General features: G+C 68.8%; 5 protein-coding genes. 2 read left to right on the top strand and 3 right to left on the bottom strand.

Translation table 11 applies throughout. The annotated features are described in order from the left end of the window. Positions 1 to 37: 37 nt before the first annotated feature. From AB6730_RS01200 to AB6730_RS01210, 3 genes are all read right to left on the bottom strand, one after another. A complete protein-coding gene (locus tag AB6730_RS01200) occupies positions 38 to 9676 on the bottom strand; it encodes a cadherin-like domain-containing protein (protein WP_371021840.1) in 9639 nt (3212 codons plus the stop codon). Positions 9677 to 10007: 331 nt separating this feature from the next. Continuing rightward, a complete protein-coding gene (locus tag AB6730_RS01205) occupies positions 10008 to 13541 on the bottom strand; it encodes a two-component regulator propeller domain-containing protein (protein ID WP_371021841.1) in 3534 nt (1177 codons plus the stop codon). A gap of 4 nt (positions 13542 to 13545) precedes the next feature. Next, complete coding sequence (locus AB6730_RS01210; RefSeq protein WP_371021842.1) at positions 13546 to 14334, bottom strand: response regulator; 789 nt, start codon at positions 14332 to 14334, stop codon at positions 13546 to 13548. A 186-nt stretch (positions 14335 to 14520) separates the two neighbouring features. Between AB6730_RS01210 and AB6730_RS01215 the strand changes: the two genes are divergently transcribed. Next, positions 14521 to 15447: a LysR substrate-binding domain-containing protein gene (locus AB6730_RS01215; RefSeq protein WP_371021843.1), complete on the top strand. Its 927-nt coding sequence runs from the start codon at positions 14521 to 14523 to the stop codon at positions 15445 to 15447. Positions 15448 to 15526: 79 nt separating this feature from the next. Beyond that, positions 15527 to 16603 carry a redoxin domain-containing protein gene (locus tag AB6730_RS01220; RefSeq protein WP_371021844.1) on the top strand — a complete coding sequence of 359 codons (1077 nt, stop codon included), beginning with the start codon at positions 15527 to 15529 and terminating at the stop codon, positions 16601 to 16603. Positions 16604 to 16652 lie beyond the last annotated feature (49 nt).

Genomic DNA, 16652 nt, shown 5'->3' on the forward strand with positions numbered 1-16652 from the left:
ACGTGGGCCGGCGATGCGTGGATCGCCGGGCTCGCGATTAGTGGCGTGGCTGCGTGGGTGCGGGTGCGGAGGCCAACGGCATGGCGGCGGCCTTGGCCATCGCCGCGATCTGTGCCGTCAGCGATGGCGCACCGGCCGGTGTCGAAACCGGTGGTGGCACGCGCATGGCGGTGGGTACCTCATGGGCCGGCCTGGTCGCGTGCTGCGTCCGTTCGGCGTGTGCCTCGTTCGTTTTCTCCAGGTCATGGATGCGCGTGGGCGAGAACGGCGAGAAGTCGTCCCACAACACGCTCGAGCCCAGCCCGAAATCATTGAGTGCGACACGCGCGCGGCTGTGCGCCTCGGCGAGCAACTGGCGCGAGAAGGCCACGCCATCACGCAGCACGTGCTGGGTGTTCGACGGGTCCAGCGGCGTGTCGCCGAGGTCCGAGGTGGCGTCGTAGCGGCCGGTGATCCACTGGTTGTGCCAGCGCATCGTGTCGCCCTGCGACTGGTCCACGGCCGGCAGGACGAACAGGCCCGGCTCGTAACCCTGGCGGATGTCGCGCGTGGTCCGGTCGTAGGCGACGGGGAAGATCTGGTCGCCCCAGCGTGCCTGCATCGGCGGCGTCGTGCCCTGGATCGTGATGGTGAGGCGTGCTTCGCTCACGTCCCCGTCGGCGTCCGTGATGGTGTAGACGAACACCTCGCTCAGCGTGCGGCTGGCGTCCAGCGAACTCACCCTCGGATTGCGGACGTCGAGCTGATACGTGTACGTGCCGTCCGCGTTGAGGATCAGCGTGCCGAACTCGCCACGGCTGCTTCCGCCGATCGTGCCGGACGTACCGAGGTTGGCCGAGGCCACGCCGGTGAGCGGACCGCCAGTGGCCGGGCCGTCGGCGCCGATCCGGTCGGAACCGTCGTGCGAGGGACCCTTGCCGGTGAACACGTTGCCACTGGCGCCGGTCTGCCCGGCATCCTGGACGATGGTCGCGCTGTCGTCGTGCGCGACGGGCGCGTCGTCGGCGATGTCGACCACCAGCCTGCCGGTGGACACGCCACCAGTCACGTCGGTGACACCCAGTGCGATGACATCGCTGGTGGACGTCGAACCGGGCTGCTGCAACGCATGGTCGAGCGTGTAGGTGTAATCGAGCGTACCCGCCGTCGCCACGCCATTCACCGTCGAGGTGGCGGTGAAACCGGTGAGCACGAGCGTGCCGTCCGGCGTGACGATGGTGACGGGATGCTGCGGGCTCAGCGCGGACAACTGCTCCGGCGTGAGCGTGGTGCCGCCCACGGTGACGCTGGCGAGACCATCCAGGGCGCTCAGGTCGATATGGCCGCTGGTGGTGTCGCTGCCGCCACCATCGACCAGGCCCGGCTCGCCGACCTCCGAATGGCCGCCGACGTTGCCGTCCCGGTCCACCGGAACGATCGACGGGTTGCCATCGGTCACGCCGCCGATCGTGATGGTCAGCGTCGCGGTGCTGCTGTCGCCGTCGGCATCGGTGATGACGTAGGTGAAGGTTTCGGTGAGCGTCTGCCCGTCCTTCAGCGCGTTCACCGCCGGGTTGTCGTTGTCGAGCGCGTAGCTGTAGCTGCCGTCGGCGTTGAGCGTGAGCGTGCCGTAGCTGCCACCGAGCGGCGAACCGACGGAACCCGCGGTGCCGTGGAAGCCGACCGCGCTGACCGGCGTGGCGGTACCGTCGGCGCCGACACGGTCGTTGACGAGCACCGAGCCGGTGACCCCGGCGGTGTTCTCGGTAACCGCCGCCGTATCGTCGTGGGCCGTCGGCACGTCGTCGACGATGTTCACCACCAGGGTTCCCGCCGCCGTGTCGCCGCCCGCGTCGGTGACGGTGAGCGCGATGTTCTCGGTGCTATCGGTGGCACCCGGCTGGGAGGCCGCGCGGTCCAGCGTGTAGGTGTAGCTGAGCGTGCCGGCCGTGGGGACGCCACCGACGGTCGAGGTCGGATTGAAGCCGGTGAGCACGAGCGTGCCGTCCGGCGTCGTTATCGTGACCGGCGAACCGCTGCCGAGCGCGGCGAGCTGCGCGGTGGTGAGCGTGGTGCCGCCCACCGTCACGCTGGCCAGCCCATCGTCGGCCGTCAGTTCGATGCTGCCGGTGGTGACCTGCGACCCGTCGTGGTCGACCAGGCCCGCCTCGATGACGGTGGCGTGGCCCGCCGCGCCACCGTTACCGTCCACCGGCGCGATCGACGGTGCGCTGTCGGTATGGCCGTGGATGGTGATGGTGAGCGTGGTGGTACTGGTGTCGCCGTCCGCGTCGACGATGGTGTAGCTGTAGACGTCGGTGAGCGTCTGCCCGTCCTTCAAGGCGTTGACGGCGGCGTTGCCGTTGTCCAGCGCGTAGCCGTAGCTGCCGTCGGGGTTGAGCGTGAGCGTGCCGTACTGGCCGGCCACGCCCGTGCCGACGTTGCCGGCGAGCGGGCCGCTCGCCGTGCCGGCGGCGACGCCCGCCACCGGCGAAGCGATACCGTCGGCGCCAAGGCGGTCGGCGACGTCGCCCGGACCCGCCGCGGAGACGACGTTGCCGTTGACCACGGCGGCGCCGTCCTCGCCAATGTCCGCGCCATCGGCGCGAGCGGTCGGCGCATCGTCCACGATGTTGACCACGAGGGTACCCGTGGCACTGCCGCCACCGGCATCGGTGACCGACAAGGCGATGTCATCGGTGCTGTGGTCCGCGCCGGGCTGGGCGATCGATCCGCCCAGGGTGTATGTGTAAGTGAGCGTGCCCGCGGTCGGCACGCCGCCGACTTCGGCGGTCGCCGTGAAACCGGTCAGCACGAGCGTGCCGTGTGCCGTCACGATGGTCGCCGGGGTGCCGGCGCTCAACGCGGCGAGCTGGGCGGCGGTGAGCGTCGTGCCGCCCACGGTGATGCTGACGAGACCGTCCGGCGCGGAGATGGCGACGGTATCCGTCGCGTCACGCGGCTGCCCCGCCGGACCGTTCGTGGTCAGGCCCGACTCCCAGACCGTGGTTTCGCCGGTGGTGTCGACGCCATTGCCGGCGCCGTTGCCATCGTGCGGAGCGATGGAGGGACCGCCATCGGTATGACCCACGATGGTGATGGTCAACGTCGTGGTGCTGGTATCGCCGTCCGCGTCGGTGATGGTGTAGGTATAGACCTCGGTACGCGTCTCGCCATCCTTCAAGGCGTTGACGACGGGGTTGGCGTTGTCCAGCGCGTAGCTGTAGCTGCCATCCGAGTTGAGCGTGAGCGAGCCGTACTGCCCCGCGATGGCCGAGCCGACGTTGCCGCTGACCGGCCCACCCGCGTTGCCGAACACCACGCCGGAGACCGGCGTCGGCGTGGCGTCGCCACCCACGTGGTCGGCACCGCCGCCCGTGAGCACGACATTGCCCGTGGCCGGCGCGCCGTCCTCGTCCACCGTGTTCGTGTCGGCGTGCGCGACGGGCACGTCGTCGGCGATATCCACGGTGATGCTGCCGCTGTCCGTGAAACCGGCGCTGTCGCGCGTGGCGATCGCGATCGTCTCGCTGCTGCCGGTCGCGCCCGGCTGGTCCACCGGACCATTGAGGCTGTAGTGATAGACGAGCGTGCCGTGGCCCGCGTCCGCACCGGGAAGATAGCCGGTCACGACCAGGGTGCCGTGATCGGTCTGGATCGTGCGCTGGTCCAGTGGCACGTTCGCGATGTCCTGCAACTGTGCCAGCGTGAGCGTGACCGAATGCCCGGCACCCGCGGCGGGATCGCCGATCGTCACGCTATCCAGGCCGTTGAACAGGGCGAAGGTCTCGGTGCCGTCCACGCCCTGGCTGCCGCTGGCGTCGGTCAACCCGGCCTCGCTGACCTGGGTGCGGCTGCTCACGGTGACGTCGAAGACGCGCGTGGTGACGAGGGCGTTCGAGGAGCCGTCGGCGTAGCCGTACTGATCGCCTGCCGTACTGGGATCGCTGCTTGCGTTATCGGCGGCGTCGCCGTCGAGCGTCGGCTGGTCCGGCCTGCTGCCGTGGTTGCCGTTGTCGTTCACGGCCACCTGCACCTGGAAGGTGCCGTTCCAGTAGGCGTTGTTGTCGCCCGCTTCCGCCGACGGCAACTGCACACCCACCGCGTTGATCGCCGACTGTACCTGGTCGATGGAACCGGTGATGGTGATGGTGCTACGGCCCTGGCCGTCCGTGCCGAAGGTGTACGTGGCACCGGCATAGGTGCCGGAGGTCGCGGTGGACCCGTTGACGTCGTGGATGCTGAAGCCATTCTGCAACGTCACCGTGGCGGTGATGGCGTCGGTACCGGCATCCGGATCGGCCAGGGTGATGTGGCTGAGCGTATACAGGCCGGCGGCGCTTTCATCGGCGCCGTTGGGACCGGTGATACCGATGGCGGTCGGGTTGTTGATCGAGGACGGGAACACCACGCGATACGACGAGGCGACGTTCTGGGTGAGCCCGCCGGGCACGGCCGCATACGGATCGACCGCGGTCGTCGGCACCGCCTGGGTACCGTTGGCGGCGGCGTTCTGGCCGCCATTGGCGGCGCCCGAACCGTCGAGGCTGCCGCTGGCCGTGTCGCGCAGGCGGTCGTCGGCGATCACTTCCACGCGATACGACTGGTCGGCGTTGGCGAGAGCGCCGCCGATCGACACCTGCAAGCCGGCGAGGTAATCGTTCACCTGCTGCCGCGTGCCACGAATGACCAGTGCGGCATCGGTCCCGTCGTAGGTGCCGTCCACCGTCGCGCCGGACGTGCCGCCGTTGCTCGAGCCCAGCACGATGTTCGCGTAGGCCGACTGTGCCAGCGGATTGCCGGCGGCATCGGTGACACGCACGGTGACCTGCATGAAGTCCTGCTCGCCCTGCGTGATCCCGCCACCGTCGGCATAGTCGACGTCGCCGACGACGAAGCCGTCCACCGGCGTGCTGCCGTTGAGATAGACGGTACCCGCGCCCGTCGTCACGGTCGGCGCGTCATTCACGGCGACGATGTCGAGCGCGACCTGGATGTCGGCCGGATTGTTGGACACGCTGCCCGCGCCGGTATCGCCGCCGATCTTCGAGCCGGTGTCGTCGAAGTGCAGCGTGACGGTGACGTCGCCCGCGGCGCCGCCGTTCGTGTCGTGGTTGACGTTGGCGGCGCTGCGGTAGGTGAGGCCGTTGGTCGCGTCGTTGAGCAAGGCCTGGATATCGCTGGCGCGGCCCGTGAGCACCAGGGTGCCGGTGTTGTCGCCGCTGATGGTGACGGCGAGGCTGCCTGGCGCGCTCGGCGTGAAGCTGGTCTGGTTGCCGTTGCCACCGATGCCGAGCGTGCCGCTGGGCACGGTCACGCGCACCGTCACCGGCGTGTCGAACGCGGCCGATTCCGGATCGGCCACGACGAAGCCGCCACCGATGTGGGTCGTCTGGTCTTCGTACACGGTGCCGCTGGTGGGGCCGGTCAGGGTGCCGGGCTCGTTCACGCTGGACGCACGGACCACCACCGAGGCGGCGGCCACGTCGCCGCTGTTGGCCGGCGCCACATCGCTGTACCAGTCGTAGTTCGTGGCGTCGATGGGCGTGGTCGCGTTGCCGGTACCCGGCGTGGTGGGCTGGTTCACGTCGCCGCCGTTCGCGCCGCCGACGAGGTTGCCGCTGGCGTCGCGCAGGCGATCGTCCGCGATCACCTGTACCTGGTACTTCGCATCGCGGTCGCCGGCGAAGTTCACGGTGAGGCCAGCCAGCGCTGCGTTGATCTGCGCGCGCGTGCCGCTCAGCACGAGATAGTCCCCACCGCCGTTCTTGTCGCCGTCCACGACCACGCCGCCACCGGCCGCATAGCCGATCGCGACGCCATCGGCGGTGTATTCGGCGGCCGAGAACGCGCTGCCGTCCGCGTGCAACAAGCGCACCGTGACCTGGAGGTAATCGGTCTCGCCGCCGCCGACGGTGGTGAGGTCCGGATCGGCCACGCTGAAGCCCGGCACCGGGTTGAACTGCGGGTCCGCGCTGTCGAGGTCGACGGGACCGGCCGGCGCGGTGACCTTCGGCGCATCGTTGGTGGGGTCGGTATAAACCCAGAACTCGTTGCCCGCCTGCTCCTTGTCACCGTCGGAAACGGTGAAGAAGAAGCGGTCGTCCGGCGCCGAGGGATAGCTGGCACCGGTGGATTCGGTGCCGTCGTTGAGATAGTAGATACGGCCGGCGGCGACGTCCGCCTGGGTGAAGGACGAACCCGCACCGAGGATGTGGAAGGTCACGCCACCGTCGGTGGAATACGCTAGCTTGCCGTGCGCCGGGCCACCGGTGATCGTGTACTGCACCTGCTCGGCGGAGCTGTCCGGATCGTAGGCCTGGAGCATGGCCGTGGTGATCTGGGCGTAACCGCCCTCCGCCACGGTGAGCGGGTTGTTGACCGGGGCGCCACCGATATTGTTCGGCGAATCGACGGGCACGGTCGGGTCGGCCTGGGTCGGATCCTTCGCGATCTGCGGCGCGTCGTTGACGTTGGTGATCTGGATCGTGACATTGGCGTCCGTGGCCGAGCGAGCACCCCAGCGGTCCTGCGCCTCGACCGTGAAGCTGGCGCTGCGCACTTCCGAGCCGTTGCTGACGAAGCGCAGGCCGGTGGTGCCCGCGCTGCCGGTGATGATGGATGCGTCGAGCAAGGTGTTCGCGGTCACGTCCTGCCAGCTCGCGCCACCATCGGTGGAGTACTGCAACTTGCCGCCCGCGGGCAGGCTGGTGATGATGAACTTCAGCGCGTTCGCGCCCGTGGCGTCATTGTTGTAGGCGTAGTTGGGGCTGCCATCGGGAAGCGTCGGCGAGTTTTCGAGATAACTCGCGCTGGTGGCATCGTCCGGGTCGCCCAGGCCGAGCTGGTCCTTGGTGATGTAGGCGATCTCGCCTTCGTTGATCACCGTGGTGGACGAGCCGACGACCGTCGGCAGGTCGTTGGTCGGCGTCACGTAGATGTCGAACGAGGGCTTCCAGCTGTCCGCGATGGCCTGCCCGTTCTGCACCGTGACCAGGCCGGCCGACACGGAGAAGTTGGCCGTGGCGTGGAAGTCTTCGCTGGCGCCGTCGTGCTGGAAGCGGATACGGCCCGCATCGAGGTCGGCCTGGGTGAACGTGCCATAGGTGGCGACGTCGACCCAGGTGCCGTTCACCTGCTTCTGCAGCGTGCCCGCGGTGCCCGTGCCCGCGCCATCGCTGGTGAAGCCGAGGAAGGTGTAGACCACCTGCGACGGGTCCACGCCTTCGGCGGTGTAGCTGAGGCCAGGCATGGTGTGGAAATCGGTCGGCTGCCCGTTCGTCGTCGTACCGTGGAGAACGATGGTGCCGCCTTCGGACACGTTGCCGATGGCGGCGCCGGAGGGATCGACACCCGCGTAGGTCGACTGCTGCTCGGCCGTGGTCACGTCGTGGACCGGGAAGTTACCGTTGTTGCCGTCGGTCGTCGGTGCGAGACCGATGGTGAACGTGTAGTCGCGCAGGGTGTCCGTGGACGCGCCGCCGGTGTAGTCGCCACCGATGCGCGTGAACGTGGTGCCGTCGGCGTTCCAGCGCAGCGCGGTGGTGTTGTCCACCACCTGGAAGTGGAACGTATCCTGCTGGCCCGCCGTGGCCCCGCTCACCTGCACGTACTGCACGCGGCCGGCGCGCACGTCGGCCATGGTGAAGGTGGCGCCGTCCTTCAGTTCCTCGCCATTGAGCAACAGGTAACCGTGGGTCAACCCGGCCTGGCTGGTGACGAAGCTGATGTTCTGTTCGGGCGAATCGACATCCGTCGCGCCGAGCATGGCCGTGGTGAGCACGACCGAATACGGGCCCGCGCTGCCGTTCCCGCCCGCGGTCACGGTGGCCGTGCGCGTGCTGCCGACGTCCAGCGAGGGATCGTCGTCCACGGCGTGCACATCGAGCACGATCGTGCCGTCGGCGCTGCCCGGCGTGCCGGTGCCGCCACCGAGATCGGTGACGCGCACGCCGTAGCTGTCCTGGGTGACGCCGTCGACGCCGTCGTTGCGATAGGTGAGCAGGTTGCGGTTGGCGTAGTCGAAGCTCTGGCCGACGGTGACCGCGACGCCGTTATAGTAAAGCGTGCCATGCGTGGGCAGCGCCGTGATGGTGACCTGCAGCGCCGTGTCCTGCGGATCGCCACCGCTGCCGGCGACGATGTACTGGCCCACGTTGCCCGTATCCACGGCGTTGGCCGGCTGGCCTTCGTAGACCATGCCGGTGCCACCGACGGTCGGCGCCTGGTTCACCGCCTGCACGGCCAGGTTGACGTGGACGGTGGCGGAACGGTCGAGCGGCGTCGCGCCGTCGTTGATCCGGGCGTCGAAGCCGTCCGCGGTGTCCTGGTTCGCACCGGTGGCCGTATGCACGTAGCTCAGGCGGCCATCGATGACGTCCTGCTGGGTGAACACGGAACCCGCGCCCAGGCGGTTGCCGTCGAGCGTGAGGTAACCGTACTGCGGCAGCGCCGTGAGGCTGTAGACGATCTGGCTGGCCGACTGCGTGCCGATGGTCACTTCCGCGTCGGAGGCGGCCAGGGTGTCGGCGCCGATCACGGTGACGCTCGGGCTGTCGCCGGCGCCTACCTCCAGCACCGTCTTGGTGGCGTCGGGCACGGCCACCGGATCGTTCGAAGGCGTGATGGTGACGTCGAGCGAGCGCGTCGCCGAGAGCGACTGCGCATCGGTGACGGTGACATCGATGGTGGTGCGCGCGGCGGTGTTACCCAGCTCGACGTCGGCGGCGACGAAGCTGAGCTGGTTGAGCCACGCATTCGCCTCGGCGACGGTGCCGGTGAACCGGTAGCCGCCCGCGACCGCCGTGGCGGCCGTACCCGTGACCAGGGTGCCCTTGGCGGGGTCCGCGACGACCGCGGTGACGGTGACACGATCGCCACCGACGCCATCGTCGACGATGGACCAGCCGGTGAGCGTGCCGCGATCCGCGCCCGCGGCGTTCAGCGAGCTGGGTTCGGAAACGGTGAGGCCGCCGCTGGTGGTGCCGATGGTCGGCGCGACCAGCAGGCCGTCGTAGTCGAGCGCGAGCGAGCGCGTCTCGACATGGCCCACGGAGCTCTCCAGCACCCAGTCGCCGCCGAGCGCCGCGGCGCCCGTGGCATCGGTGGACGAGGCGACGTCCGCCTGGGTCAGGCGGCCCAGCTGCGTGACCAGCGCGTTGTCCTGGTGCGACACGTCGCAACCGTAGAGAAGGATGTCGCCGTTCGTCGAAAGCGTGGCGCCGATGTCGCCGAGCTGGCTCGCGTAGGAGGCGATATTGCCGGCGGTGACCGTGTCGGTACCCAGTGAAATGGAGTCGCTGGCGCCATGGCTGATGATGTGGATCGCGGCGATGTCGTGTTCGCCACGCAGCGCGTTGGCGATCTGCGTGAGGCCCGAGGACTTGTCGTCCAGCACCACGACCTGGCCGCCCGGAGGCAGCTGCGCGACCAGCGACTGCCAGTTCGCCACGCTCTGGTCGATGACGTAGACCTGGGTCGGTGCCGGAACGCTGGGCGCCGGCGGCGGCGCCGCGGCGTGACCCGGCTGTTCCACGGCGGCGCTGTGGAACTTGCCGCCGTCATGCGCCGCTTCCGCGGGATCGACATGATGGCTGGCCGCTTCCACGAGCGCGGCGCCGTCGTACATCTGGCGCGGCTCCAGCGCATAGCGGTGGGAGCGCGGACGGAACGGGTTCGGTGACTTTGTCCCTGGCATGGGATCGCCTTCAAGGTAACGGGGCATGACGTAGGCCGACGGGCTCCATCCCGAGGGCCGGGAGGCCTTCGGGAATCGCTATCGATGTGAAGCTGTGATTTACGTCACAGCGGCGGCGCCGATGCTATGCATGGACGTCGACGATGAGAAGGCGGCGGAATGGGAAATTGCGTCATGCGCGGCGTGACGATCGTCCGCTCCGGCAAAGGTGGGACGAGGCGGCTTCACGGGCATGGGGCGGCCAGGCCTCGCCCGCCGCCATCGTGGCGTCAAGATCGTGAAGCCGGGCCTTTGCCAGACCGGATTCGTGATCTTTGTGAAGGAGGAAGGATCAGCGCACGTCGTCGTGCGTGATGGCCGCCGTTTCGTCCGTTGCCGGGTCGAGCAGACGCGTGACACGCGCCATGAACTCGGCCGCCGTGGCGGGCTTGAGCAGGACGTCGTCGAACGCTTCCGTGGCCGCCGCATCGGCGGGACGTCGCGGCGGCAAGGCCGAGTAGAGCAGCACGGGCAAGCCCGGGTGCTCACGTCGCAATGTCAGCAACCATCGCCATCCGTCCATGTCCGGCAACCGCTGTTCCGTCACGACCGCATCGGGCATGTCGTCCCGCAGTGCGTTCAGCGCGCTTTTGCCATCGGCGGCGGCGAGGCTGCGGAAACCGTAACCGTCGAGCAGGTCGCACAACACGGCACGCCGTGCCGGGTGCGGTTCGACCACCAGCACCGCCCTGCCCTCGCCGTCGATGTCCCCGATGTCGCCGCCGGTCTCGAGTTCCGGTTCGAGGTCGTCTTCGCTCGCCAACGGCAAGGCCACCTCGAAACCGAAGCGGCTTCCACCGGATGCCACGGGTTCGGCGACGAGACGGCTGTCCATGTGGTCGAGCAACTGGGTCACGATCGCCAGGCCGAGGCCGCTGCCCTCGTGCTGCGCGGCATTGCCGCCACGGGTGAAAGGCTGCGCCAGCGCGGCGGCCACGTCGGCCCCGAGGCCGATGCCCGTGTCCTCGACCGAGAAGGCCAGGTGCACGCGAAGGCCATCGCCGCCGCGCAGCTCGACACGGAAGACGACCAGGCCGTCGTGGGTGAACTTGGCCGCGTTGCCGAGCAGGTTCAACAGCACCTGTCGCAGGCGGCGGAAGTCGGCGACCGCCAGCGACGGCAGGCGCGGATCGAAGTGGCATTCCAGACGGTTGGCATGGCGTTCCACCAGCGGCGCCGCATGGTCCGCCACGTCGTGGAGGAATCCGTGCAGGTAACCCGGGACGGGTTCGAGCGTGAGTTCGGTCAGGTCGCCGCGGGAGAACTCCAGCAGTTCGTCGATGAGGTCCATCTGCTGGCGCACGTGCCGCTCGATCGCCCGCGGATAGTCGCGTCCCGTCCTGCCCGCGCGCCACTGGCGCACCGCATCCAGGATCGCGCCCAGCGGCGAGCGCAGGTCGTGGCCGATGTGGGCCAGCAGCATGCGCCGCGACTGCAACGACTGCCGCAGTTCCGCCGTGCGTTCCTCGACCACGTGCTCCAGGCGTTGCGCGTGGCGGATGAGCACCCGCGTGCGCCAGCGCCACGCGAGCACGACGAGCGCCAGGGCCAGCAGGGCCGCCGAGGCGAAGGCCCACCGCGTGAGCCACCATGGCGGGTCCACCTTGAAGTCGAGGGTGACCGGCTCGGAGACGTTACGCCGGTTCGCGTCGATCGCCTGCAACTGGAAGCGGTAATGACCCGGCGGCAGCGACGCGTAACGCACCTCGCGCTGCGCGGTTTCCACCCAATCCTTGTCGGCACCGGAAAGGCGGTAGCGGAAACGTACCGGCTGCCCCGCGCCGTTGCCCGACACACCGAAGCGCAGCACGAGGGGCGCGGCTTCCTCGAAGGACAACGCGGCATCCGGTCCGGCGACATCGCGATCGCCGTAGTGGGCGGAGATGAGCAGAGGGAGTATCCGGCGAGGCGCGAGGAGTTGTCCCGGGTCGAGGATATGGGTCAGGCCGATCGGCGATCCGATCCAGATCGAGCCGTCGTCGTCGGCGAAGAACGCGCCATGGTTGGTCTCGTCCCAGAGCAGGCCGTCGCGCGTGGAGAGGCGCGTCCAGTCGCCACCGTCGAAGACGTCGACACCGTTGCCGCCGCCCGCCCACAAGCGGCCGCGCCGGTCGGCGCGCAGGAAGTAGAACCGGGTATCCGCGAGCAGCGGATCGTCCACCGGCGCCATCGTCACCTGGTCCGCGTCCGTGATCCGGCCGACGAGCAGTCCGGGCTGCAACGAGCTCAGCCACAGCCTTCCGTCGGGCGTGACCGCCACGTTCTCGTAGCCACCCGAGGCCTCCTCCGGTTGCACACGCACGCGCGCCCAGCCGGCGGCGTCGTGCCGGAACAATCCGCCGCTGCAAGCCACCCAGAGGTCGCCCGCGGCGTCTTCGGCCAGGTCCGAGCACATGGTGGACGGCATGAGCGACGGCGCGGCGGGCGATACCCGCCCTTGCACCGGATCGACTTCGTACAGCCCGCCCAGCGTGTAAGCCCAGAAATGCCCGGCCCGGTCGAGGTAGGCGCCGCGCACAAGGTACGGCAGCACGGCAACCTGCGTGGTCTTCTCCGTTTTCGGTTCGTAACGCAACACGCGTCCATCGAACAGGAAGTACCAGATGATGCCGCCGGCATCGACGATGACGGCGTGCGCCTGGTTCGGCGGTGCGGCCTTCAGCGGCCCGCGATGCGCGCGCCCTTCCTCCGGCACGATCACTTCCGCGCCGGCTTCGCCGGCCACCCAGACGGAACGGGCGTCGCCGCGGGCGATCGACCAGATCAGGCTATTGCTCAGGCCTTGCGCCGAGGTCCAGTTCTCGACGGCGTCGGCATTGCTCCAATAGACCACGCCGCGACCGTACGTACCCATCCAGACCATGCCGTCACGATCGGCCAGCAGGGAGGAAATGCCCACGCCGGGCAAACCCGAGCCCGTGTCGAACAATTCCCAGCGCGCGCCGTCCCAGCGGGCGATGCCGACGTCCGTGCGGGTCACGATCCGCCCCGCGCGATCCTCGATGATGTCGATGCTGGACGCCGCGACCTCGGTATGACCACCGGGGATCTCGTGGCTCGTGAACTCGGAGGCGCCGGCCGCCAGCCGCAACACGTTGCGGATGCCGCGCACCCAGATGCTGCCGTCCCGCGCGGCGAGGATTCCCACCCATTTGTCCGCGGGAACGCCTTGTTCGACGCCATACCGGATGAGCAGGCCATCGCGCAGGCGGCACAAGGCGACGCCGCAGCCGAACCATGTGGTGCCGTTGCGCTGGAGCACCGCGGCGACGTCGCCCGGGTCGTCGCCGTGGCGTTCCGCGCCGGCACCGAACAGCGGCGCGCCCGTCCAGCGTCCACCGGCGTCCTGGGTCAAGCGCAACAAGCGGTGTCCGCTCACCACGAGCATGCCGTCGCGGTCGTCGGCGGCGAGGGTCTGGCCACGGTCGGCCATGACCTGGATGCCGCCGGGACGCACCCAGTGGAAGGTGCCATCGCGGTCCCGCCGTTGCAGGCCCGCCCGCGAAGCCACCCACAGGTGATCGCTGGCATCTTCCGCGAAACCGATGACTTCCGACGTCTGGAAACCATTGGCCGAGTCGACCTGGCGGAAGCCCACGCCATCGAAACGGTAGAGGCCTTTTTCGGTGCCGACCCAGAGATAACCTTCCCTGTCCTGGATCATGCGGATCACGGAGAGGCTGGTCAGCCCGTTGGACTGGTCGTAGACGGTCAAGGGCAGTTGCACCGCGGAGGCGCGTGAAGACCTCCCGCCGCCGAGACACGCGGCGATCAGGAGCAAGGCCATCACGGCATGCCGCAGGAACGGCACGCGGTGGGCGGTCATCCGGTCACGCACCCACGGCATCCGCTTCGGCCGGAGCATCCTGCCGCGCGGCCTTGCGGTACTGGCTGGGCGTCACGCCCAGGCGCTCGCGGAACGCCGTGGTGAAATTGCAGGCGCTGCGGAAGCCGATGTTCTCGGCGATCTCCTGCATGCCCAGTTCGGTGTCCACCAGCAATTGCCGGCTCTTGCGCAGGCGTTCCTCGCGGATCCAGGCGAACACCGTCATGCCCAGCCGCTGGCGGAAAATGGTGGAAAGTCGCTTGTCGTAGGTGCCGACGGCGCTGGCGACCTGTTCCAGCGTGAACGGCTCGGACAAGCGCCGGCCGATGAGCCGCATGGCGGCGCGAAGGATCACCTCGTCCTGGCTCGGCGCGGCCGCGTCCTGGACATTCGGGACGGAGGCATCCGGACGGGGAGCCAGGCGCAGGTGGATCTGCACGCGCGCCAGCAACTCCGCCGGCTCACAACCCTTGAGGATGTAATCCACGCCGCCCTGGCTCAGGCCTTCCAGGCGCTCCTCGGTGCTGGCGGCGGAGGTGAGGAACAGGATCGGGATATGGCGCACCCGCGGCAGTTCCTGCAACTGGCGGCACAGCGCGAAACCGTCCATGCCCGGCATGCGCACGTCCAGCAGGATCAGGTCGGGCGCCAGGAGCTGGGCGCGCTGGTAGCCCTGCTGCGCCGTGGTGGCCAGCGTCACGCGCCAAGGCTGGGCGCGCAGCACCTGCAACAACGACCGGATGTCTTCCGGCGCGTCGTCGATGACCAGAATATGAGCATCCTGAACGGACATGGCTTCCCCCCTGCGGTCGCTCCGGCCACTGACAGCGGTCCGGCGCGTTTTCGGCCGAAGTATATGTCCTTTGGCCGATCCATTTCCGCTCCAGCAAAGGAATTCGTCGCTCGTCCAAAGGGTGGGCCGTACGGCGCTCCCTAGAATGAGGCGTAGACGCCCGATGTGGCGGCGGGGCATGGGCGGATGGAACAGATCAACAACCTCGGCGATTTCTTCCTGCTCGTCCACGTGGTCGAGGCCGGCGGTTTTTCCGCGGCGGCGATCCGGCTGGGCACGACGCGCTCGCTCCTGAGCCGGCGGATCATTGCCCTGGAGCAGCGACTGGGCACGCGCCTCCTGCATCGCAACGCGCGCCGGTTCGCCGTCACCGAGGCGGGGGAACGGGTCTATCGCCATGCGGCGGCCATGTGCGAGGCCGCCCTCGCGGCGGAGCAGGCCGCGGCGCCCTCGGCGAACGCAGGCAGTCTCGTGCGGATCGAGGCCCAGGGTCTGCTTTCACCCCTGGTGGCGGAGCTGGTCCCGGGTTTCGTCGTGACCCATCCACGCACGCGGCTGGCGGTGACCGCCAGCGGAAGCGACATCGAGGCCTTGCTGCGGCAACAGGCGGACGTGATCCTGAGCCTGCGCGAGACCCTGCCCGACAGCAGCGACATCGTGGCCCGCCCACTCGGCACCGTCAGGCTGGTCACCATCGGCAGCCCCGATCTCATACGCCGCGTCGGCAGGCCGGCGCACCCGGCCAGCCTCGACGAAAGCCACTACCTCAGCTATGCCTCCGGGGAGACCTCCGGCTATGGGATGTTCCGCGGGATCGTGTCGCAACGGCGCCACGCGCGCATGGCCTCGGCCGATCTCGGCGCCCTGCTCGCCTCCGCCCGCGCCGGCCTGGGATTCGCGCAGTTCCCGCTCTACATGGTCGCCGACGACATCGCCAGCGGGCGCCTGCGGATCGTGCTGGAAGACTTCGAACCGCAACCCCTGCCCCTGCACGCGCTGACCATGTCGAGCCGGTCGGTCAGCGAAGCGACCCTGAACTTCGTGCGCTTCGTGCAACAGAGCCTCGCGGCGATGGCCGTGCGCTGGCAGGAGAGCCTGTCCGCGCCGGCCTGATCCTGGGCGGCGCATATTGCTGCAAGAGAACCCGCGCGGCTTGTCGTCAGACTGATGCCCTGACGAACGGGAGAACGACATGAAGCCGTACCGCCTGTTGGCGATCACGCTGGCCCTCGCGGCATGCCTGCCCGCCATGGCGGCGGTGGGCCGCGATGACGCCACGCCATCGACCGCGGCGATCGACCTGCCGGTCGAGGGTCGCATGCCGTCACTCACCGGTGCGACGACCTGGATCGGCTCCCCCGCACTCTCGCCTTCCGCGTTGCGCGGCAAGGTGGTGCTCGTGGATTTCTGGACGTACTCCTGCATCAATTCGCTCCGGCAGGTCCCCTACCTTCGTGCATGGGCCGCGCGATACGGGAACCAGGGCCTGGTCGTCATCGGCGTCCACTCGCCGGAGTTCGGCTTCGAGAAGAACCTGGACAACGTGCGCACGGCGGTGAAGGACATCGCCCCCGGTTATCCGGTCGCCGTCGACAGCGACCATGCCGTGTGGCGTGCCTTCGACAACGAGTACTGGCCCGCCCTCTACATCGTCGACAGCCAGGGCCGCATCCGCCACCACGTCTTCGGCGAAGGCGAATACGAGCACACCGAGGCGATCATCAGGCAATTGCTGGCCGAAGCCGGACACGCCGATTTGCCCGCGGGTCCGGCCAAGGTGGTATCCGAAGGCGTCGAGGCGCAGGCCGATTGGGCACAGCTCCGCACCGGCGAGACCTATGTCGGCTATGGCCGCGCCGATGGTTTCTCTTCGCCCGGCGGCATGCGGCAGGACCGGAGCAAGACGTACGCACTTCCCGGTGACCTGTCACCCGGTAGCTGGGGCCTGGGCGGGGATTGGACGGTCAAGGCGGAATCCGCGCAAGCCGACAAAGCCGGCGCCCGCATCGTCTATCGTTTTCATGCGCGCGATGTCCACCTTGTGATGGGCCCGTCGCCGAGCGGCGCGACCGTTCGCTTCCGGGTGCTGATCGACGGCAAGGCTCCCGGCGCCGGCCACGGTGTCGATGTCGCCCCCGACGGCAGTGGCACGGTAACCAAGCCGCGGATGTATCAGTTGATCCGCCAGGTTGGCGAGATCACCGACCGGGATGTCGAGATCGAATTCCTCGACCCGGGCATCCAGGTCTACTCATTCACCTTCGGATAGCCGCACGCAGCCGGGTTGCTCGGTGACGATGTGCTGGACTAACGGACGA

The organism is Luteibacter sp. RCC_6_2, from assembly GCF_041360655.1.
Lineage (GTDB): Bacteria > Pseudomonadota > Gammaproteobacteria > Xanthomonadales > Rhodanobacteraceae > Luteibacter.

Bases quoted from the DNA above. Each gene is read 5' to 3' on its own strand.
- AB6730_RS01200 (WP_371021840.1), bottom strand. From the start codon at position 9,676: ATGCCAGGGACAAAGTCACCGAACCCGTTCCGTCCGCGCTCCCACCGC.
- AB6730_RS01220 (WP_371021844.1), top strand. From the start codon at position 15,527: ATGAAGCCGTACCGCCTGTTGGCGATCACGCTGGCCCTCGCGGCATGC.
- AB6730_RS01205 (WP_371021841.1), bottom strand. From the start codon at position 13,541: ATGACCGCCCACCGCGTGCCGTTCCTGCGGCATGCCGTGATGGCCTTG.
- AB6730_RS01215 (WP_371021843.1), top strand. From the start codon at position 14,521: ATGGAACAGATCAACAACCTCGGCGATTTCTTCCTGCTCGTCCACGTG.
- AB6730_RS01210 (WP_371021842.1), bottom strand. From the start codon at position 14,334: ATGTCCGTTCAGGATGCTCATATTCTGGTCATCGACGACGCGCCGGAA.